General features: G+C 72.2%; 25 protein-coding genes. 13 read left to right on the top strand and 12 right to left on the bottom strand.

Annotated features, from left to right (window positions below; translation table 11 throughout):
- Positions 1–123 precede the first annotated feature (123 nt).
- Entirely contained in the window at positions 124–1,542 is a 1,419-nt protein-coding gene (locus CRP51_RS16560; protein ID WP_099459317.1) for an alpha-amylase, read from the top strand.
- A gap of 153 nt (positions 1,543–1,695) precedes the next feature.
- On the opposite strand, the gene CRP51_RS16555 is transcribed toward CRP51_RS16560, so the two are convergent.
- The gene (locus tag CRP51_RS16555) at positions 1,696–2,679 is read right to left on the bottom strand and encodes an aldo/keto reductase (protein ID WP_097231995.1); all 984 of its coding nucleotides are present in this window, start codon (positions 2,677–2,679) and stop codon (positions 1,696–1,698) included.
- 114 nt (positions 2,680–2,793) lie between these two features.
- A complete protein-coding gene (locus CRP51_RS16550) occupies positions 2,794–3,471 on the bottom strand; it encodes a DNA polymerase ligase N-terminal domain-containing protein (protein WP_097231994.1) in 678 nt (225 codons plus the stop codon).
- Positions 3,472–3,649: 178 nt separating this feature from the next.
- On the opposite strand from CRP51_RS16550, the gene CRP51_RS16545 reads away from it, so the two are divergent.
- The gene (locus tag CRP51_RS16545; RefSeq protein WP_097231993.1) at positions 3,650–4,612 is read left to right on the top strand and encodes a UTP--glucose-1-phosphate uridylyltransferase; all 963 of its coding nucleotides are present in this window, start codon (positions 3,650–3,652) and stop codon (positions 4,610–4,612) included.
- Between the two features lie 105 nt (positions 4,613–4,717).
- Positions 4,718–6,250, top strand: a complete 1,533-nt coding sequence (locus CRP51_RS16540) for an MFS transporter (RefSeq protein WP_099459316.1) — start codon at positions 4,718–4,720, stop codon at positions 6,248–6,250.
- 48 nt (positions 6,251–6,298) lie between these two features.
- Here CRP51_RS16540 and CRP51_RS16535 read toward each other — a convergent pair whose 3' ends face one another.
- Positions 6,299–6,889, bottom strand: a complete 591-nt coding sequence (locus CRP51_RS16535; protein WP_097231992.1) for a bifunctional 4-hydroxy-2-oxoglutarate aldolase/2-dehydro-3-deoxy-phosphogluconate aldolase — start codon at positions 6,887–6,889, stop codon at positions 6,299–6,301.
- Between the two features lie 108 nt (positions 6,890–6,997).
- Positions 6,998–7,561: a pyridoxamine 5'-phosphate oxidase family protein gene (locus CRP51_RS16530; RefSeq protein ID WP_439333177.1), complete on the bottom strand. Its 564-nt coding sequence runs from the start codon at positions 7,559–7,561 to the stop codon at positions 6,998–7,000.
- Between the two features lie 231 nt (positions 7,562–7,792).
- Between CRP51_RS16530 and CRP51_RS16525 the strand changes: the two genes are divergently transcribed.
- Positions 7,793–8,491: a CatB-related O-acetyltransferase gene (locus CRP51_RS16525; RefSeq protein ID WP_170970579.1), complete on the top strand. Its 699-nt coding sequence runs from the start codon at positions 7,793–7,795 to the stop codon at positions 8,489–8,491.
- A gap of 418 nt (positions 8,492–8,909) precedes the next feature.
- On the opposite strand, the gene CRP51_RS16520 is transcribed toward CRP51_RS16525, so the two are convergent.
- The gene (locus tag CRP51_RS16520; protein WP_097231990.1) at positions 8,910–10,148 is read right to left on the bottom strand and encodes a GlxA family transcriptional regulator; all 1,239 of its coding nucleotides are present in this window, start codon (positions 10,146–10,148) and stop codon (positions 8,910–8,912) included.
- 70 nt (positions 10,149–10,218) lie between these two features.
- On the opposite strand from CRP51_RS16520, the gene CRP51_RS16515 reads away from it, so the two are divergent.
- The 3 genes from CRP51_RS16515 to CRP51_RS16505 all read left to right on the top strand — a co-directional run bounded on the left by CRP51_RS16515 (position 10,219) and on the right by CRP51_RS16505 (position 13,310).
- Positions 10,219–11,577: an APC family permease gene (locus tag CRP51_RS16515; RefSeq protein WP_097231989.1), complete on the top strand. Its 1,359-nt coding sequence runs from the start codon at positions 10,219–10,221 to the stop codon at positions 11,575–11,577.
- A 93-nt stretch (positions 11,578–11,670) separates the two neighbouring features.
- Positions 11,671–12,354 carry an HNH endonuclease family protein gene (locus CRP51_RS16510; RefSeq protein ID WP_097231988.1) on the top strand — a complete coding sequence of 228 codons (684 nt, stop codon included), beginning with the start codon at positions 11,671–11,673 and terminating at the stop codon, positions 12,352–12,354.
- Positions 12,355–12,512: 158 nt separating this feature from the next.
- Positions 12,513–13,310, top strand: a complete 798-nt coding sequence (locus tag CRP51_RS16505; RefSeq protein WP_097231987.1) for an exodeoxyribonuclease III — start codon at positions 12,513–12,515, stop codon at positions 13,308–13,310.
- Positions 13,311–13,397: 87 nt separating this feature from the next.
- Here CRP51_RS16505 and CRP51_RS28890 read toward each other — a convergent pair whose 3' ends face one another.
- Entirely contained in the window at positions 13,398–13,556 is a 159-nt protein-coding gene (locus CRP51_RS28890) for a hypothetical protein (RefSeq protein ID WP_170970578.1), read from the bottom strand.
- Between the two features lie 255 nt (positions 13,557–13,811).
- Here CRP51_RS28890 and CRP51_RS16500 point away from each other — a divergent pair, with 255 nt between their 5' ends.
- Positions 13,812–14,327, top strand: a complete 516-nt coding sequence (locus CRP51_RS16500) for a hypothetical protein (protein ID WP_097231986.1) — start codon at positions 13,812–13,814, stop codon at positions 14,325–14,327.
- Positions 14,328–14,355: 28 nt separating this feature from the next.
- Here CRP51_RS16500 and CRP51_RS16495 read toward each other — a convergent pair whose 3' ends face one another.
- The 5 genes from CRP51_RS16495 to CRP51_RS16475 all read right to left on the bottom strand — a co-directional run bounded on the left by CRP51_RS16495 (position 14,356) and on the right by CRP51_RS16475 (position 18,390).
- Positions 14,356–15,510 (bottom strand): LLM class flavin-dependent oxidoreductase, encoded by a 1,155-nt coding sequence (locus CRP51_RS16495; protein ID WP_170970577.1) that lies wholly within the window; start codon positions 15,508–15,510, stop codon positions 14,356–14,358.
- Positions 15,511–15,628: 118 nt separating this feature from the next.
- On the bottom strand, positions 15,629–15,853 hold the full coding sequence (locus CRP51_RS16490; protein WP_097231985.1) for a hypothetical protein: 225 nt from the start codon (positions 15,851–15,853) through the stop codon (positions 15,629–15,631).
- 283 nt (positions 15,854–16,136) lie between these two features.
- On the bottom strand, positions 16,137–16,346 hold the full coding sequence (locus CRP51_RS16485; RefSeq protein ID WP_097231984.1) for a DUF397 domain-containing protein: 210 nt from the start codon (positions 16,344–16,346) through the stop codon (positions 16,137–16,139).
- Positions 16,347–16,522: 176 nt separating this feature from the next.
- Entirely contained in the window at positions 16,523–17,395 is an 873-nt protein-coding gene (locus CRP51_RS16480; RefSeq protein ID WP_097231983.1) for a helix-turn-helix domain-containing protein, read from the bottom strand.
- A 197-nt stretch (positions 17,396–17,592) separates the two neighbouring features.
- Positions 17,593–18,390 (bottom strand): GOLPH3/VPS74 family protein, encoded by a 798-nt coding sequence (locus tag CRP51_RS16475; protein WP_097231982.1) that lies wholly within the window; start codon positions 18,388–18,390, stop codon positions 17,593–17,595.
- Between the two features lie 226 nt (positions 18,391–18,616).
- Here CRP51_RS16475 and CRP51_RS16470 point away from each other — a divergent pair, with 226 nt between their 5' ends.
- Genes CRP51_RS16470 through CRP51_RS16465 form a run of 3 tightly spaced genes read left to right on the top strand, consistent with a single transcriptional unit; the run spans position 18,617 to position 22,042 of the window.
- Positions 18,617–21,550, top strand: coding sequence for a D-alanyl-D-alanine carboxypeptidase (locus tag CRP51_RS16470; RefSeq protein WP_097231981.1), 2,934 nt, complete (start codon positions 18,617–18,619; stop codon positions 21,548–21,550).
- A gap of 20 nt (positions 21,551–21,570) precedes the next feature.
- Positions 21,571–21,885 (top strand): eL43 family ribosomal protein, encoded by a 315-nt coding sequence (locus tag CRP51_RS30185; protein ID WP_369333352.1) that lies wholly within the window; start codon positions 21,571–21,573, stop codon positions 21,883–21,885.
- Positions 21,863–22,042, top strand: a complete 180-nt coding sequence (locus CRP51_RS16465) for a hypothetical protein (protein WP_097231980.1) — start codon at positions 21,863–21,865, stop codon at positions 22,040–22,042. Before CRP51_RS30185 ends, CRP51_RS16465 begins: the two co-directional genes overlap by 23 nt.
- A 318-nt stretch (positions 22,043–22,360) precedes the next feature.
- On the opposite strand, the gene CRP51_RS16460 is transcribed toward CRP51_RS16465, so the two are convergent.
- Complete coding sequence (locus CRP51_RS16460) at positions 22,361–24,103, bottom strand: IlvD/Edd family dehydratase (RefSeq protein WP_097231979.1); 1,743 nt, start codon at positions 24,101–24,103, stop codon at positions 22,361–22,363.
- A 620-nt stretch (positions 24,104–24,723) separates the two neighbouring features.
- Between CRP51_RS16460 and CRP51_RS16455 the strand changes: the two genes are divergently transcribed.
- Both CRP51_RS16455 and CRP51_RS16450 read left to right on the top strand, forming a co-directional pair.
- Positions 24,724–25,509 carry a VOC family protein gene (locus CRP51_RS16455; protein ID WP_170970575.1) on the top strand — a complete coding sequence of 262 codons (786 nt, stop codon included), beginning with the start codon at positions 24,724–24,726 and terminating at the stop codon, positions 25,507–25,509.
- The gene (locus CRP51_RS16450; RefSeq protein WP_097231977.1) at positions 25,506–26,465 is read left to right on the top strand and encodes an aldo/keto reductase; all 960 of its coding nucleotides are present in this window, start codon (positions 25,506–25,508) and stop codon (positions 26,463–26,465) included. Before CRP51_RS16455 ends, CRP51_RS16450 begins: the two co-directional genes overlap by 4 nt.
- The last annotated feature ends 331 nt before the right edge of the window (positions 26,466–26,796 follow it).

Raw genomic sequence — 26,796 nt, 5'->3', positions numbered from 1 at the left:
TGTGGCCTTCTGGAGCCCGTCGAAGGAGCCGTTGTGCGCAGGACACCCCCACACTCCATCGGAACCACCCCGCCCGGGGCCCCCTCCGGGGCGGGCGCGCGTCGAAGGTCGGCGCGCAGGGCCGTGTTGCTCGCTCTGCCGGCGGCCGGCCTGGTCGCCGCCCTGTTGCCCGCCACCGGGTCGGCCTCGCCGGCCGAGTCGGGGAACGCGCCGGGCGGCGAGGCCGCCGGCACCGCCCCGCTCGCGGCGGGCAACGACGTCATCGCCAACCTCTGGTCGTGGAACTGGAATTCCGTGGCCGACGAGTGCACCGACGTGCTCGGACCCTCGGGGTACGCCGCGGTCTGGGTGGCGCCGCCGCACGAGTCCCTGGCCGAGCCGAGCGGCGCGTGGTGGGACCTCTACCAGCCGTTCAGTTACCAGTTGAGCGGCCGCCTCGGTTCGGAGAGCGACTTCGCGGCCATGACGTCGGCCTGCGCGGACGCCGGGGTGAAGGTGTACACCGACGCCGTCATCAACCACACGGCCGCCATCGGCGGCACCGGCTACGCCGGGACGCGGATCAGCGACAAGTACCAGCCGCCGATGTACGAACGAGCCGACTACAACGTCGACATCTGCGACCGGGAGATCAGCAACTACGACGACAAGTGGGAGGTGCAGAACTGCGAGCTGTTGGGCCTCCCCGACCTGAGCACCGACGACCCCGAGGTCCGCGCGGAGATCGCCGGCTACCTCAACGCGCAGATCGCGCTCGGCGTGTCCGGCTTCCGGGTGGACGCGGCGAAGCACATGCCCGCCGCCGACCTGGAGGCGATCGTCGGTGCGTTGGACGCCACGGCCGACGGCTCGGCCCCGTTCGTCTTCCACGAGGTCTTCCCCGGCACGACGCCGCAGCCCGACGAGTACTACGGCAGCGGCCGGGTGCTGGACTTCGCCATGGGGGACCAGCTGAAGGGCGCGTTCCAGAGCGACATCTCGCAGTTGACCGGCTTCGGGGACGGCCTGCTGCCGGCCGGGGACTCGGTCTCCTTCGTCACCAACCACGACACCGAGCGGGACGGCCGACACCTCACCTACCGCGACGGCGACACCGCCGTCCTGGCCAACGTCTTCCAGCTGGCCTGGTCGGAGGCGCCGCCAACGGTCTACTCCGGCTTCGAGTACGCCGGCCGCGACGACTCCCCGCCGGCCGGCGACGGTGGTTTCGTGACGGACACCGACTGCGCGTCCGGGTGGTACTGCCTCGACCGCGACCCGCGCATCACGGGCATGGTCTCCTGGCGCAACGCAACGGCCGGTGACGGCACCGTCGGCGAGATCCAGTCCCCGCAAGGCAACGTCATCGGCTTCGACCGGGGCAGCGGTTTCGTCGCCATCAACAACGGCGGCGAGACGGCAGGCGTCCAGTTCGCGACCCAGCTGCCGGACGGCACCTACGACGACGTGCTCAGCGGCGGCGACCTCAAGGCCACGGTCTCCGGCGGTCAGTTGACGGTGGAGCTGCCGGCGAAGTCGGCGCTCGCGGTGCACTCCGGCTGACGACGTCGTCGACGCGCCCGGTCGATCGCGGCCGGGCGGTCCGGTCCCGTTCCCCTCCGAGCCGGAGGGGAACGGGACCGCTGCGTCCCGCGGACAGCGGCCCCGGCGCCGGGGTGGGGTTTTTGGGCGGGGCGGTGGGTGCGCCGTGGGACGTCAACGGCCGAGCAGGGTGTCCACCTCCCGCAGTTGGGCGTCCGTCAACGGGCCGAAGTCCAGGGCCCCGGCGTTCTGTCGGGCCTGGTCCGCGGTGCAGATGCCGGGGATGGGAACGGCGTGCGGGCTGCGTCCCCACAACCAGGCGAGCGCCCCTTGAGCCGGCGTGCGCCCCTCACTGGTGAGGATCGAACGGACCGCGTCGAACCGTTTCTGCCACTCGGGCGCCACCCGCCCGTCGCGGAAGAACGTCAGCCACTCCGGCGGATTCGCCCGGATGTCGTCGGGGGCGAGGGCGGCACCCTCGCCGTACTTGCCGGTCAGCAGTCCCATGGCCAGCGGGCCCCGGTTGATCGCCGCCAGGTCCAACTCGGCGCAGAGCGCCAGCATCGCGGGCGCGTCCTGGAGCACGTTGCAGTTCACCTGCACACTCGCGCAGTGCGGTCCCTCGGCGAAGAGCCGGGCGCGCTCCGGGTCGTCGGTCGACCAGCCGTAGGCGCGGATCAGCCCCTCGGCCACCAGTTCCTCGCAGGCGTCGCGCAGTTCGGCGCCGACATCGAGCGGCGCGTCGTTGATGTGCAGTTGGTAGAGGTCGAGACGGTCGGTGCCCAGTCTCCGCAGGGTCGCGGTGAGGGCCTCGCGCACATGCGCGGGGCGGAGGTCGGGCGTGGCGCCCGAGCGCCTGGTCGCCGGGTCGAAGACGTTGCCCCACTTGGAGGCGAGCACCACCGCGTCGCGGTGGCCGGCGATCGCGCGCCCGAGGACCCGCTCGCTGTGGCCGGCGCCGTACACGTCGGCCGTGTCGAAGAACGTGATGCCGAGGTCCAGCGCGGCGTGCACGGCCCGCACGGACTCCTGGTCGTCGACGGCTCCCCAACCGAGCGGTTCACCTCGCTCGTTCCACCACTCGCCCCCGATAGCCCAGCAGCCGAAGCCGAGGGCGCTCACCTCTATGCCGCTTCGTCCGAGTTTCCGAGTCCTCATGGGGGCAGTGTGGCAGTTGGAGTGTGCTCCATGACCAGGGGTTTCGTCGTCCCTATGGCGGGGCGTGCGCGGCGTGTGGGTGCCTGACGCCGGTCGGGGAGCGTGCGTGCTTGATCAGTTCTGCTCGTCGATCGACTGTGCGATGTCTTCCGGTGAGCGTTCCGCTTCGGTGGCTGTCTGCCGCAGGGTCCGGTCGGTGCGGGCGGAACGGGCCCGGTGCGGGTCGGGGGTGCCGTGCGCGCTGGCGTGCCGGTCGTCCCGCTTGACCAGTAGCCAGGCGTTCGCGCGGAAACGGGTGAGGGCGTAGCCGCCGCGCAGCTTGCGACCGTCGAGCCGGAACGAGAGGTGGCCGTGGTCCAGCGCCTCCGTCACGGAGCGTTTTCCCTCGTGGTGCCAGTGGCCCTCGTCCCAGATGATCACCGTGCCGCCCCCGTACTCGCCGCGCGCGATGACGCCCTCGAAGTGGCGGTACTCCAGGGGGTGGTCCTCGGTGGGCACGGCCAGGCGCTTGTCCCGGGGATCGGTGGAGGGGCCCTTGGGGACGGCCCAAGATTTCAACACGCCCTCCGATTCCAGCCGGAAATCGAAGTGCATCGAACTGGCGTCGTGAATCTGCACCACGAAAAGCGGACCGGAATCACCGGGAGACCCCGCGCCTTTAGGTTCCGCCGTGCGGGAGAAGTCGCGACGGGCGCGATACTCGGCGAGCGGTTCTTCGGGCGCGGGGCGGTCCGCGTGACGCCCGTCTCGCGGGCGCCTCGCGGGCCGTTCCCGTTGACGCGGGGCGTTCACCTTCCCATCACCTCTTCATGCTGACAGAGTCGGGCAGTCCTCGCATTTCGAGAACGGTTCAGGTGAAACGTGAGGTGAACAGCGGGTTTCCCGGGATGCCGTTCTCGTGCGCCTTGGTAGCGTCGATGATGCCCGCCGTCGCGCGGTGCCCGACACAGGCTCCGAAGGGTTCCCCGTCATGACCAGAATTCGTAAGGCCGTCATTCCGGCCGCCGGCCTCGGCACACGGCTGCTGCCGCTCACCCGCGCCTTGCCCAAGGAGATGTTGCCGATCGGCGACAAGCCGGTCATCGAGCACACGGTAAGGGAGTTGGTCGCCTCGGACATCGAGGAGATCATCATCGTGACCAGCGGCAGCAAGGATCTGATCCAGGAACACTTCCGGCCCAATCCCGGTCTGGTCGCTCAGCTGCGCGAGGCGGGCAAGCATGAGCTCGCGGAGAGCGTGCGCGAGGTTTCCGAGCTCGCGCACATCACCTACATGTATCAGAACGGGCCCTACGGCAACGGCACTCCGGTGCTGAACGCGTACCGCATTCTGGGCGACGAACCCATTCTCGTTCTCTGGCCTGACGACGTCTTCGTCTCCGAGGTGCCGCGCGCGCAACAACTGATGGCGGCATATGAGACCACCGGCGCCCCGGTATTGGCGCTCATGCCGATGGACCCCGCAGAATCCAGCCGTTACGGCGTGCCCATCGTCAAGGAGGACCTCGGTAACGGCTGCCTCGCCATCAGCGGTCTCGTCGAGAAACCAGAACCGCGCGACGCGCCCTCCCCGTTCGCCGCCATCGGCGGATACGTGGTGACGCCGGGAGTGATCGCCGAGCTGGAGGAGCAGACCCGCCGCTGGTACGACCGTCCGGACGGCGAGATCTACCTCACCGACGCGTTCAACGCCCACGCCGCCGAGCACTCCGTGTACGGCCAGGTGATCGACGGCACGTGGTACGACACCGGCACCCCCGAGGCGTATCTGAAGGCGCAGTTCGCCGCCGCGTTGACCGACCCGACCTACGGTCCCTCCCTCCGCCAGCTGGCCGAGGACCTGAGCGCCGCGTCCACCGAGCAGGGGGCCAACGGTCGGCCGGCCGCTGCCGCCGCCACCTTCCCCGGCTGGGCGGGCCGCTGGTCCTCCTGACCTGTGCGTGCGGGACCGCCCGCCAGCCGAGCGGGCGGCGCGGCCGGGTGCCGCGCGGACGGGGCGTCGGCGGTCACCCACGGGGGGCTTCGTGGAAGGAGTCCCATGGCCGAGAGCCCACGCGCCGGCGAGCTGGCGGTCGCCAGCCCCGCCGGCCGGTGGGTGCTGGCCAGCGCGGTACTGGGCTCCGGCCTGGCCATGCTGGACGGCACGATCGTGACCGTCGCGCTGCCGCACATCGGCGCCGACCTGGACGTTCCCCTGTCCTCCCTCCAGTGGACGCTGAACGCCTACATGCTGACCCTGTCCTCGCTGATCCTGCTCGGCGGTGGGCTGGGGGACCGCTTCGGACGGCGGCGGATCTTCCTGTGGGGGGTCGGCTGGTTCGCGCTGGCCTCGATGCTCTGCGGGGTCGCGCCCAACGGCCCGACGCTGATCGCCGCCCGCGCTCTGCAGGGCGTGGGCGGAGCGCTGCTCACTCCGGGGTCGTTGGCGCTGATCCAGTCGTCGTTCCGCCAGCGTGACCGGGCCAAGGCCGTGGGGCTCTGGTCAGGGCTCGGCGGGGTCGCGACGGCCGGCGGGCCGTTCCTGGGCGGCTGGCTGGTGGACGGTCCGGGATGGCGGTGGATCTTCCTGATCAACGCGCCGCTGGCACTGCTCGTGGCGCTGCTGGCGCGCCACGTCCCGGAGAGCCGGGACTGGGGCGCCAGTGGACGGTTCGACGTGCGAGGGGCGCTACTCGGAGCGCTGGCCCTCGGTGCGGTGACCTTCGCACTGATCGACGGACTGCTCTGGCCCGCCCTGGCCGGGGCGGTGCTGGCCGGTGTCTTCGTCTGGCGGGAGCGGCGCACCGCGCGCCCCATGCTGCCGCTGGCGATCTTCCGCTCGCGGCTCTTCAGCGCGACCAATCTCGTCACGCTCTGCCTCTATGCCGCGCTCGGCGGCATCTTCTTCCTGCTGCCGACACAGTTGCAGAACGGCCTCGGCTACGACGCGCTGACCGCCGGCGTCGCCTCGCTGCCCACCACGCTGCTGCTGATCGTCCTCTCCGGGCCGGCCGGGGAACTGGCGCAACGCATCGGTCCCAGAATCCCGTTGACCGTGGGCCCGTTGGTCGCGGCGGTCGGACTGGTGCTGCTGCACCGGGTGAGTCCCGGCAGCTCCTACTGGCCCGACGTCTTCCCGGCCGTGGTGGTGCAGGGGCTGGGCATCAGTCTCTTCGTGGCGCCGCTCACCGCGACCGTCCTGGCGTCCGTGGAGGATCGCAGGGCCGGCATCGCCAGCGGGGTGAACAACGCGGCGGCGCGGATCGCCCAACTGCTCGCCGTCGCCGCGCTGCCGCTGTTGGTGGGGCTGTCGACCGACGAGTACCGGTCGGCCGACACGCTGAGCGCGGCCTTCGGCCGGGCGGTGCTGATCTGCGCCGGGCTGATGGTGCTGGGCGCCGTCGTGGCCTGGTGGGCGGTGCCCAGCGGCCTGCCCGAGAAGGGGAGGGCCCGGCCGCGCTGCCGACGGCACTGCCAGGTGACGGCCCCGCCCCTGGAGCCCGGCCGGGATCGCGAAGGGAACGCCGGCCGCGCCGGGCCCTCCGGGAACACGGGCGACGGCGAAGGGGCGGGCGGCCGGCGGGACGACTGAACGGGGCCGGCGGGGCACCCTGGCCGGCGCGGGCTTCGGTGGGGAGCGTCAGTCGGTGGCGGTGAACAGACGGGTCAACGCGGCGGGGTCGTCCGGAAGGCCGGAGCCGATCCCCACGGCCCAGGCGCCGGCTTTCAGATAGGCGGGGGCGTCCTCGACGGAGATGCCGCCCGTCGGGATGAGCACGGCGTCGGGGAGGATCGCGCGGAGCGAGGAGAGGAACTTCGGCCCGCCCACGTGAGCGGGGAAGACCTTCGCCGGACCGCGGCCGGCCGCCTCCGCGATCTCACCGGGAGTGTAGCCGCCTTCGATCAGCGGCACCCCGGACGCCGCCGCGACCTCCCGCACCCGGGGCGCGGGAAAGGGCGTGACCAGGAACGACGCGCCTGCGGCCACGGCACGTTCCGCCTGCTCCGCGGTGCTGAGCGTGCCCACGCCCAGGAAGCCGCGGCCCTCGGCGGTGAGGGTGGCCAGCGCGCCGTCCCAGCCGGGGGTCGAGGTGGTCAGCTCGACCGCCTGGCAGCCGGCGTCCAGGAACTGCCTGGTGCGGTCGACGGCCGCCTCGGCACTCGGCGAACGCAGTACCGGCAGCAGTCGCTGCGCGGCGAGCGCGGTGAGCAGGGGGTCGGTGGCTTCCATGGTGTCCTGTTCCCTCTGGGCCAGTACCGCTGGTGGATGGTGCTTCGAGCGGGATGTGCCCGGCCGACGCGCGAACGCGGTCACGCTAGGAGCCCGGCGGCGAGGGTGTCAATCCGCGGATGACCTGGGACGGAGCACGGACGAGTCGCCTCGGTCCCCGAGCTCCACCCGGTAGGAGAGGTCCTTCGCCGTCAGGCGCTCAGGACGGATCCTGAGCCAGCGGGTGCCGCGGTGCTCGTGGTCGCCGTGGAGGTACTGGACGAAACGCGGGTCCCACCGCGACTCGTCGGGGCCGAGATAGCGGCTCAGCTTGCGCCTTCCGCGCGGCACGTCGAAGGGAAGCAGCTCGCCGTGACCACGGGCGATCACCTGGCGGACCCGCCCGGTGGCGAGGTCGCATTCGTCGACGACCAGCGCCACCTCGGGCTCGGTCACGACGTGCCGCGGCAACAGGCTCCACGGGCCGGTGAGTATCCAGAATGCCTCCTCCTCCCAGAGGAACCAGACGGGTCGAACCGTCGGCCCCGCCGTGGCGATCCGCGCCGTCAGAGGCAGGGCGAGGAACGCGTCCAGCGGGAAGTCGGTCGGCCTCGAACGGCTCCTCGACTCCGGCACACGCGTACCGCCGGGCGGGTCGATACCGTCGGTGTGGGCGCGTGGTTCCTGGGTCATCGCCCCAGCATCGTGGCGGTGGCACCGTTCGCGCATCGGCCGGGCGTCCTAGGACCGCGGACAACGATGCCGGCGGTGCCGCCGCACGGCGATCGGCCGCCGAGGGGCGGTTGGACGTCGAAGGCGCCCTCCCTCTGGACGCGTCCGCGCCCGGGGCAGCCTGTCACCGAGCAGGACAAAGCCCTTACCAACCCTGCTCAGGACCGCAGTTGGCTTGTTAGCGTCACTCGGATGATCGCCGATTCCACTCCCTTCGCTGACTTCACCGAGGTCCAGCGGCTGGACACTGATTCCGAGGTGGCCGACCACGCTCTGATCACCCTGGCCGACGGACGTCACTCCTGGTACAGCGGATACCACCACGGAGAGACTTTCGCCCGCCGAGTCCGCTATGCCTCGCCCGACCACCCGCACCCCGAGGGACACCGGCCAGACCGGCTGGTGCTGGGAAACTTCTGTCAGTTCGCCTCCGGAGTCTCCTTCCTGCTCGGAGGCAATCACGGCCATGACCTGACCGCCGTGACCTCCTACGGCTTCGACTTCTTCGAGGGCGCCGCCAACGCCTGGGCCCCCGCCGGGGACACCGTGATCGGCCACGAGGTGCTGATCGGCTACGAGGCGCTGGTGATGCCCGGCGTTCGCATAGGCACGGGCGCGGTCATCGGCGCGCGTGCCGTGATCACCAAGGACGTCCCTCCCTACGCGGTGGTGGTCGGCGACAACCGAGTGGTGCGTCATCGCTTCGACTCCCACACCCGCAAGCTGCTCTGGCGGATTGCCTGGTGGGAGTGGTCCGATGAGCGGATCGCGGAGGCGCTGCCCCTGCTCCAGGGGCATGACGTGCGCGCGCTCGCCCGTTACGCCGGGGTGGACCCGAGCCGGATCACCGCGGACCCCGACCCCGGTCTGCTGCGTCCCCCCTCACGGTGAGGTGGGTGGCAGCGTCCCCGTCCGAGAAAGCCCGGCTCGTCCTGCCCCTGGCCGCTGGGAAGGGACGGACCGCGCTCCTCGTCACCACGCGTAACAGTGTGCCACAGAGATCCGACAGGTACTCACGCTGAGCGACCTTTCGATGGGTGGTGAGGGGGCGAGGAGGGGCGCCCGGTCCGGAGCGTGCGCCGGAGGTGTGCGGAAACGCCCCGGCAGATACGGCGAGGAAGTAACGGCCCTCTGCCCATCGGGGATTGCCCCTGGTCACGGAGGTGGCGGGGGGAGGGCGCGCTGCGCCTCGGCAGGGACGCGCCTCGCGCTCGTGTCTCTCCGTCCACGGCCGGGGGGGCGTCGCTTTTCCCGGCACTCACCGCTGGTCACCATGAGTAGTCGACAACTGTCAGTGATGCGTGCTTCACTACTCTCCGTGAAGGGTTGGGTCGCTGAGAGGGGTCAGAGCATGTGGATGGACAGGGGGCGACTGCTCGGGTGGTTGCGGGGCCGGGTGCGCGAGTGGGGCAGTGCCCGCGGCCGAGCCTGGCGAGAGTCCCGGCCGTTCCGGTGGGCGCGTGGGTGCTTTGGCTCTGACGCCCGCGGAGCGGTGGCGGAAGACGTGGCGGTAGGTGGCGGGGGAGACCGTGGTGGTTCGTCGGAAGTGGTGCCTGAGATTGGCCGCCGTACCGAATCCCGCCCGGTGCGCGATCGTCTCGACCGGCTCGTCCGTCGTCTCCAGCAGTTCCTGCGCCAGCCGCACCCTTTCCTGGAGCAGCCAGCGCAGCGGCGTCGTCCCCAACGTGTCCCGGAAGCGGCGCGCGAAGGTGCGCTCGCTCAGCCCGGCCTCCCGGGCGAGTCCGGGGACGGTCAATGGCTGGTCGAGCCGCTCCCGCGCCCAGTCCAGAACGGGAGCCAGCCCGTCGCCCCCTCGACCGGAGGAGCGGGCCAGCGGCTTGGCGAACTGGGTCTGCCCGCCCTCGCGGTGCGGGGGGACGACCATGCGCCGGGCGACCTCGTTGGCCACGGCGGCGCCGAGGTCCCGCCGCACCAGGTGGAGGCACAGGTCGATCACGGAGCCCGTTCCCGCCGAGGTGAGGATGGACCCGGTGTCGATGTAGAGGGGCTCGGGGTCGAAGTCGACGGTCGGGTAGCGGTGGGCGAAGTCGGTGGCGTTCATCCAGTGCGTGGTGGCGCGCCGACCGTCGAGCAGCCCGGCCTCGGCAAGAACGTAGGCGCCCGCGCAGAGGGAGACGACGCGACGTCCTCGTCGGTGCGCCTCGCGGACGGCGGAGATCAGCTCGGGCGGCGGGACCAGTTGGCGGCTCCGGGCGCAGGCGGCGACCATGACGGTGTCGGCCTCGGCGAGCGCGTCCAGTCCGTGCGTCGTGGGGACGACAAGCCCACTCGCGGTGCGCAGCTCGCCCGGTTCGCCGGCGCAGAGCCGCAGCTCGTACCAGGGGTCCACGAGATCGCTCCGATCGAGGCCGAAGACCTCGCAGGGCACGGCCAGTTCGAAGTCGGGCGTGCGATCGGTGACGACCAAGGCGACGACATGGCGCCTCCCCGCGCGCTCGGCGCTTCCCGGGGCGCCGCCGCCGGCGGACGTCGGGGCGGGGCGGGGCGCGGAGGAGGGCGGGGAGCTTCCCGGAGGCGTGGAGGTCATGGCAGAAATTTAGCGCTGCCCGCCGTTTCTGCCACTGGTCCGGGGCCCGAGCCCGAAGAAGGCTTGGGACATGGCAGCAGAGCAGAACGAAGTCACGGAACGCCGGGGCCGGTTGGGTGTCCTCCAGGGGACGGCCCTCTACGTGGGCGCCGTGCTCGGCACCGGGGTGATCGCCCTGCCGGCGCTCGCCGCGGATGCCGCCGGTCCCGCCTCCTTGCTGGCCTGGCTCGCGCTGGTGCTGCTCTCCGCGCCGCTGGCCGGTGCCTTCGCGGCGCTGGGGGCACGGCACCCCGACGCGGGCGGCGTCTCCACCTACGCCAGGATCGCGTTCGGCGACCGAGCGGCCGCCGTGGTCGGCTGGTGCTTCTTCTTCGCTATACCGCTCGGCGCCACGGCCGCCGCGCTCTTCTTCGGGGACTACGCCTCGGCGGCGTGGGGAGGTGGGGGTACGCGGGCGGCGTGGGCCGCCGCCGCGCTGATGGCGCTGGTCATCGCGGCCAACGCCGTGGGGCTGCGGCTGACCGGACGGCTGCAGTTGGTGTTCGCGGCGCTGTTGGCCGTGCTGTTGCTCAGCTCCGTGGTCCTCTCCCTTCCCCACGTCCGCCGGGAGAACCTCACGCCGTTCGCCCCCCACGGGTGGGCGGCCGTGGGGCCGGCGGCGACGTTGCTGGTGTGGAGCTTCGCGGGGTGGGAGGCGATCACCCATCTCGCGGGGGAGTTCCGGCGTCCGGCTCGCGATCTTCCCCGGGCCACGGCCGCCGCCGTGGTGATCGTCGGCCTGCTCTACCTCTCCGTGGCCTTCGCCGTCGTGGCGGTGCTGGGCGCGGAGGCCGCCGAGTCGGACGCCCCGCTGGGGGATCTGATGGCGCGCGGACTGGGCGGCCCGGCGCAGACGTTGGCGGCGCTGGCCGCCCTGCTGATGACCTTCGGGGTGCTCAACACCTATTTCGCCAGCGCGGCCAATCTGGGCGCGGCGTTGGCGAGGGACGGGGCGTTGCCCGCCCTGATGCTGGGCCGCGACGGGGTCGCGGGGAACGTCCCGCGCCGGAGCCTGGCCGTGGTGGCGGTACTGGCGCTTCTGCTGCTCGGGGCGGTCCTCGGCGCCGGCGTGGGGCCGAAGCCCCTCGTGCTGATGACCACCGGCATGTTCGTGACCGTCTACGCGGTGGGGGTGGCGGCGGCGCTGCGGCTGCTGCCCCGACGGAGCGCGGGCTGGTGGGCGGCCCTGGTGTCCCTGATCGTGGTGCTGGCGCTGCTGTTGATGACGGGGCGCTACCTCCTCTGGCCGCTGTTCGTCGCCGGCGCGGCGCTGGCGTATCTCCGCTTCGCGGAGCGCCGACGACGTCCGGTGACGACTCGGCGGGTCGGCGCGTTCCGGGGGCGCGCGCGGGAGGCGGGCGCCGCTCGAAGCGAGCGCGAGCCGGTCTGAACGCCGGCCCGCAACAGGCGGATTGGGCAGGTCGCGGTACCTTGCCGCAGGCGGGGAAGACTCCGCAGGGGCAACGGTTGAGAGGCGTGGCGCATGGCGCGGAGTTCTTGGGCGACGGTGTGGGTGGCGCTGGCCACGGTTCCGCTGGCCCTGACGGCAGGGTGCGGAACGGACGAGGACCAGGCGCCGAGGGACGACGCGGAGACGCGACCATCCGCGGACCCCCGGGCGCTGCCCGGTCTGCCGGACGTGGACTCGGCCCGTGAGCAGCTGGCCGCGCTCACCGTGGCCGAGCCCGCCTCTATGGACGGGTACTCGCGCGACCGGTTTCCCCACTGGAGCACCGAGGACGGTTGCACCGTCCGCCAGCAGGTGCTGCAGCGGGACGGCGAGGACGTGCGGGTCGACGACGACTGTCAGCCCACGTCCGGCACCTGGGTCAGCCCCTACGACAACGTGACGGTCACCGAGGCCGGCGAGGTGGACATCGACCACATGGTCCCCCTGGCCAACGCCTGGCGCTCGGGCGCGGACGAGTGGAACGACGACGAGAGGGAGGAGTTCGCCAACGACCTCACCCGCCCGCAGCTGCTGGCGGCCTCGGCGCGGAGCAACCGGGCCAAGGGCGACCAGGGGCCGGAGGCATGGACGCCGGAGGCGGAGGAGTTTCACTGCGACTACGGCCGGGCCTGGACGGCGGTGAAGCATCACTACGACCTGACGGTCACCGACGCCGAGGGGGACAAGCTCGGGGAGATGCTCGACACCTGCGGCTGACCGAACGGTCGGGGGTGCCGCCGCGCTGTGTGCCGCGCGGGACGAAGATCGTCCTGTGTGACCTGGACGGACGTTTGTTACCGTGCCTCGGCCCGGGCGGTGCTCGGGCAGGGTTCCTCCGGTACACGACCGGCTCGGGCGCAGAAAGCGAGAGATCCGTGCTCACGGTGACAAGCGTCAATGTCAACGGCCTTCGGGCAGCCGCCAAGAAGGGGTACCTGGAGTGGCTCTCCGGGTGCGCCGCCGATGTGGTCTGCCTTCAGGAGGTGAGGGCGGAGGAGGCTCAGCTGACGGAGGAGGTGCGGCGGCCGGCCGGTTGGCACGCCAGCTACGCGCCGGCGTCGGCCAAGGGGCGCGCAGGGGTCGCGGTGTTGACCCGGCGTGAGCCGGAGGCGGTGCGAGTCGGGTTCGGTGTGCCCGAGTTCGAGGCGTCCGGTCGCTATCTGGAAGTGGACCTGCCGGGTACGACGGTGGCCAGCCTGTATCTGCCGTCCGGCGAGGTGGGCACCGAACGCCAGGACGAGAAGGAGCGGTTCATGGAGGCGTTCCTTCCCTATCTGGTGGAGCTGCGCGCCAAGGCGGCGGTCGACGGGCGGGAGGCGCTGGTCTGCGGTGACTGGAACATCGCGCACCAGGAGGCCGACCTGAAGAACTGGCGCGCCAACCGGACCAAGTCCGGCTTCCTCCCGGAGGAGAGGGCCTGGCTCACCAGGGTCCTCGGGGAGGAGGGCGGGTACGTCGACGTGGTCCGTGCCCTGCACCCGGACCAGGACGGCCCCTACTCGTGGTGGTCCTACCGGGGGCGCGCGTTCGACAACGACACCGGCTGGCGGATCGACTACCAGATGGCCACGCCCGGCTTGGCGGGACGCTGCGTGAAGGCACAGGTCGAGCGGGCGGCGAGTCATGCGGAGCGCTGGTCGGACCATGCTCCGGTGACGGTGGTCTTCGACTGAGTCGCGTTCCTCGGCCGGTGGCGGCCCGGGCGCTCGGTCGGCGGTGTCGCCGCTTCCGCGGCGGGTGGGAACGGAGCCCGTCAGCGGTCAGTGCTGTTGGCCGAGGCCCTTCATCCGGCGGTCGAGGTCCGACAGCCGGTTGACCTCCTCCAGCCGTTCGCTGAGCGAGGGGCGATGCTCCTGGGCTCCGGATGCCGGGGGCGACTCCTGCGCTCCTGCCGCCGGGTCGGCGCTGGTGCTGCTCATGAGGGCTCCTGAGGGTGGGAGATGAGCCTGGGACCGAGTCCCTTCATGCGACAACCATCCAAGCAGCTTGATGCCGGGCGCAATTGCGTCTCACACTTTCAACACAGTGGCATATGACAGAAGCGTATGCCTGAGGCGTGCTCTCCCCATGTGTGGACGGTGGCCGGACGCCCCGGCGTTTTCCGTGACGGGCCGTCGGGGAGGGATAGCGCCGAGGTCCGGGAGCGGCCCGGCGTCACGAGACGAGGGGCCACCGTGAACCCCCATCCCGAACCCGCGCTGGGAGCGCTGCTGAGTGAGCACCCCACGGACAACGTGCGCCGGCGCACCGCCGTCGTGTGGTCGCTTCTGGTCGGCGTGGTGGGGGTGGCCGCCGGCGTGCCGATCCTGCTGGCCACATTCGACCGGGACGACACCGGTACCGGGTCGAATGTCCTGCCGGGGGCTGTCCTGGGGATCGGCCTGCTGGGGCTCGGTTTCGGGCTGAACCGCCTGGTGGCGCTGGTGCGCAGCCGGGGCGAGGTGTATGCCCTCCACCAGGGCGGCATCGCCCGTCAACGACGCGGAGAGCGTCGGGTGTTCGGGTGGGCCGACATCGCCTCCGTGCAGCAGAGAGGACCTCGGCCGCCATTGGCATATGCCCTTGGGAACGATGTGGATCTTCGGGTGCGGCTGCGTGGCGGCGGACGGTTGCGCATCACCGGTTACACGCGGGACGCCCAGGCCCTGGCGCGGGCGCTCACCCGAGCCACTCCCGCAGCCGGCGAGTGACCCGGGCGTCGCGCGCCGGGACGCGAGGTCAGTCGGCCAGCGCACCTGCCGTCGGGGCATCGGCGTTCGAGCCCGTGTCGGTCGAGCCGTCCAACGCGTAGGCGTCGGCGATCAGTTCGTAGCTGCGGAGCCTGGCTTCCGGGCTGTGCGCGTTGGCAGTGATCATCAACTCCTGTGCGCCAGTGCGGTCGACCAGCGCGTTCAGCCCCTTCACCACCGTCTCCGGGGTGCCGTACTCCACGTTGGCGAGCCAGCCGTCGAGGAAGTCGCGCTCCACCGGGCTGTACGGGTGGGCGGCCGCCTCCTCCGCCGACGGAACCAGCCCCGGCCGTCCGGTGCGCAGCCGGAGCATGGCCAGCGCCCCGCTCAGTACCTGCGCCTGGGCCGCCGCCGCGTCGTCGGCGGCGAGGGCGGAGACGCCGATCATCGCGTAGGGCTCGTCGAGCACCTTCGAGGGGCGGAACGACGAGCGGTAGAGGTCGAGGGCCGGCACCGTGTTGGTCGCGGAGAAGTGGTGCGCGAAGGCGAACGGCAGCCCCAGCCCGCCGGCCAGCCGGGCACTGAATCCGGAGGAGCCCAGCAGCCACACCGGCGGCCGCGCCGAGGACTGCACCCCGCCCTCCGCGCTGCCCTGCACCGGTCCCGGAACGGCGTGCACCCGGCTGTACGGGTGCCCGTCGGGGAAGTCGTCGTCGAGGAAGCGCACCAGTTCGGCGAGCTGGCTCGGGAACTCGTCGGCGCCGTCCTCGCGCCCCCGGCGCAGCGCGGCGGCCGTGGCGCCGTCACTGCCCGGCGCCCGCCCCAGGCCGAGGTCGATCCGGCCCGGCGCCATGGCCTCCAGGGTGCCGAACTGCTCCGCGATCACCAGGGGCGGGTGGTTGGGCAGCATCACCCCGCCGGAGCCGAGCCGGATCCGCTCCGTGAACGCGCTCACCCGGGCCAGGATCACCGCCGGCGACGAGCTGGCCACGCCCGGCATCGAGTGGTGCTCGGCGACCCAGAAACGGTGGAACCCCCGCCGCTCGGCGAGCCGCGCCAGCTCCACCGTGGTGTTCAGCGCGTCCGTCCCGGTGTGCCCGGCGCCCACCGTGGCCAGGTCGAGCACGGACAACGGCACCGGTGCGCTGCCACGGCGCACCCCTCGGATCTCGTCCCGTTCCGTGCGCTCGGCGCCCTCGGTCACCCTGCTCGCCTCCCTGATCGGCCTGCCAGACGTGGGGAGCCCGACAGGCTCCCTCAAGGCGGCAACCCGGTCGGGCGGCGGTTCATTCCGCCGTCCTCCCGGGTCGCGGTGGGGCTTCTCAGGGGAGGTACCGCTCGATCGCGGCCGGACCCTCCTCCGCCAGTAGCTGTCTGGCCTCCTCGACCAGCTCGGGCGTCGGCTCCCGGCCGCTGAGCCGCACCAGGTCCTCGGGGTCGACGGGCCCCTCGGCCCCGGTGTGCAGCTGTCGGTCGGGCGTCGGGAGTTCGGTGTGGCGCCGCTCGTCTGACGCACCTGACTCGGGTGATTCGGATGACTGGGGCATAACACCTCCCTGCTCGCCAGAGTAGGGCGATCGGGCCGGACCCGCCATCGCACGCCGGACCCGCCGTCGGGGCGGAGGCCCGCCGCCTGTCCGGGCGGGCGGGGACGGTCATGGCCGGGGGCCCGAGCCGTCGGCTCGGGCCCCCGGCCCGCGCCGCGTCGCGGAACGCCCCCGTGGTTCCGCGACGCCGCCGTTCCTCGGGTTCCGATGGCGTGGTTCCACCCCGCCGGCTGGCCGGGGAGGGCCGCGCCCCGGGCCCGCGTCCAGGGGCCCTCAAGGCCCCTCAGCGCCCTCGCTGCCCGGAGGGCGGCATCCCGGCCACGAAGGCCGACCACGCCCCCGACGGGAATCTCAGGCGCGGACCGGCGGGAGCCTTGGAGTCCCGCACCGACAGCAGGCCGCCGGCCGGGGAACGCACCTCCACACAGGCGCCCTGACCGGCCGAGTGCGAGGACCGGGTCCACGCGCGCGTCTTGCCGTGTTCAATTGCCATGCCAACTCCGGGTCGTGACGTTCGACAGGAACGCGGTGACCGTACTGGTCCCCCGGTCTCTTACCGGCCGGGTTTCATCCGGGCGAGTGATTACTTACCAACTTCCCTTATCTGTAAGGGAATTGAAGGTAGAGTGCCCCGCCGTCACGCGTTCTTCCGGACGCCTGGAGAACGGCTCATGAACGCTGTCGGTCGAACTCCTCGGCCAGTTGGAGCACGAAGCGGCGGGTCTGTTCCGGGCTGTACGCCTGGGCCCGCAGATGCTCGTACATGATGCTGTAGTGCTGCACGTCGTGCGGCTTCTCCAGGTAGAGGTCGTTGGTGCCGCCCTCCAAGTAGATCACCGTGGTGTCCGCCGCCTCGGAGAACTCCATGATCGCGTACTGCCCGTTCACTCCCGGGTGCGCGCCGGCGGAGAACGGCATCGCCTGGAGCGTGACGTGCGGCAGCCGCGAGTACTCGGCGAGCTTGCGTAACTGCTCCGCCATCGTCACCGGGCCGCCGACCGCGCGGCGCAGCGCCGACTCGTCCACGACCGCCCACAGCCGCAGGGGTGTGCGGTCCTGAAGGATCCGCTGCTGGCGGCGCAGCCGGACCTGCACACGGCTGCTCACCTCGTCCTCGCCGACCTCGGGCAGCGCTCCCGATATGACCGCGCCGGCGTACGCCTCGGTCTGCAGCAGCCCGGGCACCACCTGGGGCTCGTAGACCCGCAGCGAGGAGGCGTCCGTCTCCAGCCCGATGTAGACGCTGTAGCTCGGGGACAGCTCGGCGAACGCGTGCCACCAGCCCTGTTGCCGGCTCTCCTTCGCCATCTGCATCAGCGACTCGACGAGCTTGGCGTCCTCGACCTCGTAGACGTTGCACAGGTCCCGCACGTCCCGTGGGCTGATGCTGCGCCGCCCGTTCTCCAGGCGGCTGATCTTGGACTGGGAGACCAGCAGCCGGTCCGCTACCTCTTCCGCGGTCATCTGCCGGTCCTCGCGGAGCCTTCTCAGCTCCTGCCCTAACCGGCGCCTCCGCACGGTCGGATTGACGTTCCCCGACACTCCCAGCCCCTCCGTCGATCCTCGGACGACCGGATGATCGTCCCGTCCAGAAGACTGCCACCACGTCCGGTGTGTCCGCTGGCGTTTCGCGACAGAGGGTGCACGACCACAAGCACGGGGTGCGACGACGGGCGAGGACGCCCACCGACACACCCCGCGCTCGCTATGCGGCTCCCGGTGCGGTCACTGTGGAAGAGCTAGTGCGACAGCGAAGGACGTACCGCGGCTCGGGTGACTCCTCTCCGCCTGCCCTGCTCGGAAACCTGTGGTGACTGCCCGACCACGCTCATCGCCGCGGTCGCCGGTGTGCGCGCTCCGGCGCGTGTGCCGGCGCTTGGGGGTTGTGAGCGCCGTGCGGCGGCGGCCTGTCCCGCCACCCCGTTCTGCACGTCCATGACAGCGTGGGCGACCAGCCCACCCATCGGGTCGTGCCGGATCAGATCCCGGAGCCTGGAGCGTGACGACCGCCCCTCGTTACCGGGATACAGGTGCTTGCCGAGCCCGACCGAGTGCGCCAGTGCCGCGAGGGCGGCGGTCCTGGCGTCCGGTGGGGTCCCGGTGCGGATCGCGGTGTCCAGCCGAGCCCGGATCTGCCTGCTGACCGCCGTATCCGTCGCCTGATACCGGGTCGTCGGCAGCACCCCGCACATCTGGTTCTCCACCGCGTGCACCATGCCGCAGCGCTCCAGATGTGAGAGATAGGTCTGGCGGAGCCCGAGCCTGGGCCCGCCGATCCAGTGGACTGCGCGCACCGGAGAGCCGCGTCTGCGCAGCAGCTCCAGCGCCGAGTCCAGGGTTGGATCTCCGGTCGGCCGTGGCAGCACCACGGCTATTCGGTCCCCATCAGGGGCTATCCGGCCTGCCAGGGCCAGCTCGACGAGCTGTGCTCCGGCCAGGCCGAGGTCGAGCGACTGCGGCTGCGCCGTGGTGCCCGTGGTCGGGTCCAAAGCGAGAAGCAGCAGCTCCTCCGGAATGGTTCTACGACTCCTGCCCATCCATGCCTCCCCGCGTGGATGAAAGACAGGGTGACGCCTCTCACATTGTTCTGTCGAGAGTGCCTGGTGCCTTTGTGGGGGAACCCGTAGATATGTCGTTAACGTCCTAGGGGGAGGGGAGCACGAATGGGCCACTGCTGGCGTGGCGTACCGAGGTGCACAGGAACCGGCAAACTGATAGGGACCAGCAGCCAGTTCATTCGAGGGTCGTTACGAGGAGGCACGGGTGTCGGGCGAGTCCCCGGACAGGTCGGTTCGGGATCGGGAGCGAGAGTCATCGGAGAAGACGTCTGAGGACCCCGGAAGGGTTCCGCAGGACGCGAAGGTTCCCGGGGACGAGGGCAGGAAGGCCGCCGCCGAGGGCGCGGCGCGGGACGACGCCCAGGGCGGCGACGGGGGAACGGGTATAGCCGGCCGGCGTGACGCCGAGCCGGGCGAAGCCGCCGACGCCGACGCCGACGGCAGGAGCGAGCGGAACGAGGGCGAGGGCGACGACGCGGACGCGGGCGCGCAGGGCGAGGACGGCGCGGGGGCTGTGGAGGGTGTGAAGGCGGACGCTCCCAGCGACGCGACGACGATGCTGCGGCTTCCCGCCTCCGGCTCCTCGGCGCCTGCGGACGCGGAGCGGCGGGCGGAGGAAGCGGCGGAGGCGGAAGGAGCGAACGCGTCCGGAGACCCGGTGGAGGGCGGCACGGCTGAGGGCCGGTCAGGGGACGACGACGGAGGTGAATCTCCGTCAGGTGACGACGCGGCGAACGAGCCGGGCGGGGGGACGGCGGCCTCCGGCGCGGGGGACCGACTGACGGCGGATCTGCGGCTGCCGGCCGACGCGCGTGACAAGGGGACGACGGAGCTGCGTTCCCCGAGCGCGGACGAGGCGGCGTCCCCGAAGGCCGGAGACAAGGGCACGACGGAGCTGCGCTCACCCGCCTCGGGGGACGCGGCCCCGACCGGGGGCCAGGCGCGCGGGGTTTCGGGTGCGGGCTCGGGTTCGGGGTCGGTCGCGGGTTCGGGTGACAAGGGGACGACGGAGCTGCGGCCCTCGGAGAAGGGCCGCGAGGGCGTCGAGGCGTCCGACGGTGGCGCGGATGGTGAGCCCGACGCCGAGGCGGACGGCGCCGAGGCGGACGGCGCCGAGGCGGACGGCGCTGAGGCGGGCGATCACGCGACCCGGATGCTGCGGCTGCCCGCGTCGGAGAAGGAGACCGGGGACCGGCTGACGACGGAGCTGCGGGCGCCGTCCGAGGAGGCCGACTCGTCCCGGCAGACCGACGAGATCGACGAGGGGGACAAGGGGGACAAGGGGGACGAGGGCACCACCCAACTGCGGCTGCCGGCCGAGGAGAAGAGCGACACCGAGGAGAAGAGCGGCACCGAGGGCGGGAGCGACGCCACCGCGATGCTGCGCCTGCCCGCCACGGGCAAGGGGCCGGACGGCGGGGCCGAAGGCGACGCAGGCGAGGACGACGCGCCCGAGGACGGCAAGGCGGCGAAGGGGAGCAAGGGAAGCAAGGACAACAAGGACAACAAGGAGAGCAGGGGCGGCGCGGGCGACGGCGGGCGGAACGGCGGGAAGCCCGACGTCACGGCAGCGATGCCGGTGCTGGGGGAGAAGGACGAAGCCCTCGCCGCGCCTCCGAGGCCGAGCGCGCCTCCCAAGGGCGCCGAGGGCACCAAGGGCACCGAGGGCGCGAAGGAAAGCAAGGAGAGCAAGGGCGGCGAGGACCGCGCGAGCGACTCGCGTGCCGCCGAGCCCGCCTCTCCGGCGAAGCCGGACCCCACGCCGTCGGCGCCGCCCGAGCCCGAGGCGGCCCCGCCCGCCCCCGTCCTCCCGCCAAAGCCGGAGGCGGCTCCGCCGCCCGCCGACGCCGACCGGGACCCGTTGGAGCTGCTGGCGGCGCTCACCAACAAACCCGCGCCCCCGCCCACGCCCCTGCGCACCCTCGTGCGTCGGGTCAAGATCTGGACCCCGCTGGCGGTGCTGGCCCTCATCCTGCTCGTCGTGGCACAGGTGCTGCGCCCGTTGCCCGAGCCGGGGCTTGAGCTGACGGCTTCGGAGACCTACACCTTCGAGGGTGAACTGGGCTCCGTGCCCTGGCCCGAGCAGGGGCAGGCGCAGTTGGACGTGCAGGGGCTGGGCTCGTTCGGTTCGTCCGGCGAGCAGGAGCCCGTGCCGATCGCCTCCGTCGCCAAGGTGATGACGGCGTATGTGATCCTCCGCGACCACCCCATGGACCCGGAGACGGACGGCGCGTCGATCCCCGTCGACCAGCAGGCCGAGGACGAGGTCGAGCTGATCGCCGAGAACGAGTCCATCGTCGAGGTGACCGCCGGCCAGGAGCTGACGCAGCGGGAGGCCATCCAGGCGATCATGATCGCCTCGGCCAACAACGTGGCCCGGCTGCTGGCCCGTTGGGACGCGGGGTCCGAGGAGGCGTTCGTCGAGAAGATGAACGAGGCCGCCGAGGAACTGGGCATGACCGACACCACCTACACCGACCCGAGCGGGCTGCGTCCGGAGACGGTGAGCACGGCCGCCGACCAGACGAAGCTGGGGCGGGAGGTCATGAAGGACCCCTTCTTCCGCGAGGTGGTCCGGATGCCGAGCTATGTCGACAGCGAGGGCAAGGAGCAGCTCAACTGGAACCATCTGGTTCCGTTGGACGGCGTGGTCGGCATCAAGACCGGCACCACCACGACCGCCGGCGGCAATCTGCTCTTCGCCGCCGAGCAGCAGGTGGGCGACAACACCCAGCTGATCGTCGGCGCGGTGCTGGCCCAGCCGCCGCACCCCTCGGACAACTCGATCCTGACCGGCGCGCTGACGGCCGGCAAGGAACTGATCGACTTCGGCCAGGAACAACTGGTCGCGGAGCCGATGCTCGCCGCGGGCGACGTGGTCGGTGAGGTCGACGACGGACTGGGCGGCGGGGTCCCGCTGGTGATCACCGAGGACCTTCCGGTGGTCGGTTGGCCCGGTCTCGACGTCGGCCTGGAGCTGGTCGAGAACGCCGACGGTGTCCCGGGCTCCGGCGAGGCCGGCACTGTGGTGGGCACGCTGCGGGCCGGCGACGGGGAGGGGGCGGTCGAGGTGCCGGTGGCGCTGGGCGAGGCGCTGTCCGAGCCCTCGTTCGGTGCACGGTTGACCCGGATCACCTGATCCCTTTCGAGTGCGCGCGAGTGTTTCTGCTCCTTTGTGAGGGGAAACGCTCGCGCGCCTTTCGTTGTGCGTGGCTCACCGACGCGCGCCGGTCTCCCCGACTCGCCCTGGAAAAACGGGCGTTGACGGACGCTGACGGGCGTGGGGGCGGTCGCACGGGGCTGCCGGCCAGGGGCGGCGCACGCTACAGTCGGAGCCCGCGTCTGCCGGGGAGAGGCGTGCGAACGTGTGAGGGGGCGCCGGTGGAATGTCCTTCTTGCGGCTCGGCTGAGGGCCGCAGGCTCAACAACGGCAACTGGGTGTGCGAAGACTGTGGCTCGGTCACCGCAGGATAAGGCGGCATGGCTGGATCTCGACCCGGCCACGAGAGAGAGGCTCGACTTCCTGGACCCGGAGGACTTCACCGTGGGGCCCACGGCCGAGGGCGCGGCCCAGTGGGAGCGGTTCACGGCGATTCTCGACAAGGCCGAGAACTACCGCCCGCGCCACTGAACCGCACTGAACGGCCACTGAACCGCCACGGGACCACCACCGCCCACCACCGTGAAACCGCCGAGCCACCGCATCGGGGGAGCACCGCACCGCACCGCGCCGCTCGCCACGAACCGGCCGCACCGGGCGAACCGGAAGCACCCGGCGAACCGGCCGCACGTCGGCCGCCGCCCGCGCCCCGACCGCGCGCCCGTCCGCGCCCGCGGAACCCGCCCGTCGGCTGACGCCCCGTCGGCCGCGGCCGGCGGCGCTGACGGGCGGTCAGCCGCGGCCGACCGCCCGCCCCGGCGAACCGGCCGCACGCCGGCCGGCGCCCGCTCAGTGCGAGTGCCGCGGCACCGCGTCCCCGCTGCCGCCGACCAGGAAGTCGAGGTCGGCGCCCTCGTTGGCCTGCGTCACATGCTCGACGTACAGCTTGGCCCACCCCCGCGTCGGCGCCGCGTCCTCGGGCTCCGGCCGGGGCTCCTTCGCACGGGCCGCCAGCTCGTCCTCGGGCACGTCGAGGTCCAGGCGCCGGGCCGCCACGTCGAGTTCGATCCAGTCGCCGGTGCGCACCAGCGCCAGCGGGCCGCCGACCGCCGCCTCCGGCGCGACGTGCAGCACGCAACTGCCGTAGCCCGTGCCGCTCATCCGGGCGTCGCTGATCCGCAGCACGTCGGTGACCCCGGCCTCCAGCAGCACCTTCGGCACCGGGACGTTCCCCACCTCGGGGAAGCCCGGGTAGCCGCGCGGTCCCGCGTTGCGGACGACGATCACTGTGTCCTGGGTGACGGGCAGTTCGGGGTCGTCGGCGGCGGCGATGTACTCCTCCACCCGGTCGTAGACCAGCGCGCGTCCCCGGTGCGTCAGCAGCTCGGGCGAGGCGGCCGACACCTTGAGGACCGCGCCGTCCGGCGCGAGGCTGCCCCGCAGGACCACGGTGCCCTCGCCGGCCGGGCGGAACGGTTCCTCACCGCTCCTGATGACCTCGCGGTTCCAACAGCGGGCCGTCTCTGTCTCGGTGGCCATGTCCCGCCCGCTGACCGTCACCGCCTCCCGGTGCAGCAGCCCCAGTTCGTCCAGCTCGCGCAGCACGACGGGGAGCCCGCCCGCGTAGTAGAAGTCCTCCATCAGGAAGCGGCCGGACGGCATCAGGTCGACCAGCACCGGTACCTCGGTGGTCAGCGCGTCGAAGTCGTCCAGCGTCAGCGGAACACCCACGCGCCCGGCCAGCGCCAGCAGATGGACCACGGCGTTGGTCGAGCCGCCGAGCGCCGCGTTGGCCCGGATCGCGTTCTCGAAGGCGTCCCTGTTCAGCACCGCCGAGGGGCGCAGGTCCTCCTCGACCAGCGCCACCGCGCGCCGCCCGGCGGCCTGCGCGAGGGCGTAACGGCGGGCGTCCACCGCCGGGATGGCCGCCGAACCGGACAGCTGCATCCCCAACGCCTCGGCGACGCACGCCATCGTCGACGCCGTGCCCATCGTCATGCAGTGGCCCCGGCTGCGCGACATGCAGCCCTCCGCCTCCGCGAGGTCGGCCTCGTCCAGCCGCCCGGCCCGCACCTCCTCGCTCAGCCGCCACACGTCGGTGCCGGAACCGATGTCCCGGCCCTGGAACTTGCCGTTGAGCATCGGCCCGCCGGTCACCATCAGCGCGGGCAGGTCCACGCTCGCCGCACCCATCAGCATCGCGGGGGTGGTCTTGTCACAGCCGGAGAGCAGCACCACCCCGTCCAACGGGTTGGCGCGGATGGTCTCCTCCACCTCCATCGCCATCAGGTTGCGGAAGAGCATCGTGGTCGGCCGCATCAGGGTCTCGCCCAGCGACATCACGGGGAACTCAAGGGGCAGTCCGCCCGCCTGCCACACGCCGCGCTTGACGTAGTCGGCCACGTCCCGCAGGTGCGCGTTGCACGGGGTCAGCTCGGACCAGCTGCTCGCCACGCCGATGACCGGCCGGCCGTCGAACACCTCGGGTCCCAGACCCTGGTTGCGCATCCAGGAGCGGTGGATCATGCCGTTGCGCCCCTCGGCGCCGAACCACTCCGCGCTCCGCCGCGCGCCGTCCCGCTGTTGGCTCATGCCCTGCCTCCGCTGTCGTCTCTACCGACTCCGTTGACTCCGTCGACGCCGGCGACCTCGTTGACCCGGCGTCCCTGGCTCGCCGTGGCTGCCGCCGCCGGCGTGTCCGCCCCAGCGTCGCACCGGGGCGGCCCGCGGGTCACGGGTGGTTCCCGGCGGACACCGGGGCCCCGACGCGGCGACCGCGCCCCGGGCCGGTCACCGGGTGCGGCCGGTGCGGGGGCGCGACGGGGCCGCCGCCGTACCCCGCCCCGCCCCGGCCGTGCCGACGGACTGCCCGCATGGGCCGGCTCCTCTCGCGCCGTCTTCCTCCCGGCGCGTCGCTCTCCACGCCGTCGTCTCTCGGCCTTCGTCCCAGGACGTGGCCGGTGAGCCGCGTTCTCGACTCAACCCGCCCCACGGCCGGACGCGCAAGACCTGGGAAGCGGTCGACTCCCCGCGCACCCAACGGTGCTCGGGCGGTGGCGCGTGGGAGGAAAGTGATCCTCGCGGCATGTGTTCCCCGCGGGATACCCATTCCGACGATCATCATTGGGTATGTGCGGATGAGGCGGCGTTTCCCACCCGAACGTCCCTCGTACCACCCCGCACGTCACGCGGGCTTCCAGGAGAGGCGGACCATGCCCCACACGTCAGGAATGGCCTATGTCGAGATAGGCGTCAGCGACGCCGAGCGCTCCCTCGACTTCTACCGGGGCCAGCTCGGACTGCGCGCGGTCGAGTCGGCGCCCGAGCCGCCGGCCGCCGGCGTCCACTGGCTGGACGCCGGCGGCGCGCTGGTCAAGCTGGTGGTCGGAGCGGGCGAGGGGGACGACCCGCTCGGCGGCTGGGTCCGGGACGATCTCCAGCGGGGGATGCGGCACTTCGGGATGAAGGTCGGCGACGTCCACCGGCGGGCGGAACGGCTGCGGTCCGCCGGCGTTCCGTTCACGCTGGAGCCGCTGCGCGCGGTCGGTGACGTCAACATCGCCTTCTTCACCGACCCGGACGGCACCCTGCTGGAGATCATCGACGGGCATCTCACCTACCACGAGGTGACCACCCCGGCCCTCGCCGAGCGCGAGCGGCGGCTGGCCGAGGCGAGGTCGCCGGAGGCGGAGCCGGTCTTCGACCATGTGGCGCTCACCTCGGGCGACCTGGAGACGAGCCTGGCGTACTACCGCGACCGGCTGGGCTATCCGGTGATCGGCCGGCTCGTGCACGAGCAGGACCGGCGCGGCTTCGTGATCGACTACCTCCAGGCGGGCGACGCGGTGTTGGAGCTCTTCACCTTCACCGCCGAGACCGCGCCCCCGCCCGATCCGGCGCGCGACCGGCTCGGCCTGCGGGCGGTCGGCCTGGCCGACGACCCGGGCCGCGAGGTCGACCCCGACGGCGTCCCGCTGCGGAAGGCGGCCGGCCGGTGACGGCCGAGGCGGCGCCGTTCCCGAGGCGGCGGTTGGGGCGCACGGAGCTGTGGGTGCCGGAGATCTGCTTCGGCGGCGGCGCGCTGTCGAGTATGCCGGCCGCGTTCGGCTACGAGGTGCCGGAGGAACGGGCGCGGGAGACGGTGCGCGCGGTGCTGCGTTCGCCGGTCGGTTTCCTGGACACGGCCGCCGGCTACGGTGACGGCCGCAGCGAACGGATCATCGGCGAGGCGCTTGCCGAGGTCGGCGGGCCGCCGCCCGGGTTCGTGCTGGCCACCAAGGTCGACCGGGACCCGGAGACGGGTGACTACTCGGGTGCCCAGGTGCGGCGTTCGCTGGAGGGAAGCCTGGAGCGGCTGGGGGTGGACCGGGTGCCGCTGCTCTATCTGCACGATCCCGAGCACATCTCGTTCGAGCAGGGGACGGCGCCCGGCGGCCCGGTCGAGGAGTTGCTGCGGCTGCGCGACGAGGGGCTGGCCCGGTACGTCGGGGTGGCCGGCGGGCCGGTCGGGCTGATGGGGCGCTACGTGGCCACCGGCGTTTTCGACGTGCTGCTGACCCACAACCGCTGGACGCTGGTCGACCGTTCGGCCGGCCGGCTGATCGACGACGCGCACGCGGCGGGCGTCGGCGTGGTCAACGCGGCGCCGTTCGGCGGCGGCGTGCTGGCCAAGGGGCCCGACGCGCACGCGCGTTACGCCTACGCCGAGGCCGACCCCGTGGTGCTGGACCGGGTGCGGGAGATCGCGGCGGCCTGCGCCGGGCACGGGGTGCCGCTGCCCGCGGCGGCCATCCGGTTCTCCACCCGTGACCCGAGGATCGCGTCCACCGTCCTCGGTGTCACCCGCCCGGAGCGGGTGGCGGAGACCATCGCGCTGAGCCGCTGGTCCATACCAGAGGAGCTGTGGCCTACGCTCGCATCGTTGGCCGCGCCCGCCGAGCACTGGCAACACTGAGGCCGAGCGCGGTAGTCGAGAACGCCCTGTCACACCACCTCGCCACGCGGCTTCGCGGAGTCGCCTGGGCACGAATGGGAGCGCCTCCACGAAGTCGAAGCCCTACAGGACAAGCCGATGCGGGGCCTCGGTGCGCGCGCCGCCGAGCCGTGTCAGCGGTTCCTTCAGAAGCGACCGTCAGGCCCGTGCACCACCCGACGCGCCCCCGCACGGCGACGAAGCGCCACCGCACGGCCGCAAACCCTGCACGAGCAGGAACGACCACGAACAACCGCGAACATCACGAACAACCGCGAACGACCACGAACAACACGAACGACCCAGAGCAATC

The sequence above is a fragment of the Streptomyces zhaozhouensis genome (genome assembly GCF_900230195.1).
Taxonomy (GTDB): Bacteria; Actinomycetota; Actinomycetes; order Streptomycetales; family Streptomycetaceae; genus Streptomyces; species Streptomyces zhaozhouensis.
Note: the sequence above shows the minus strand (reverse complement) of the source record. Positions and strands in the feature narration are given on the sequence as shown.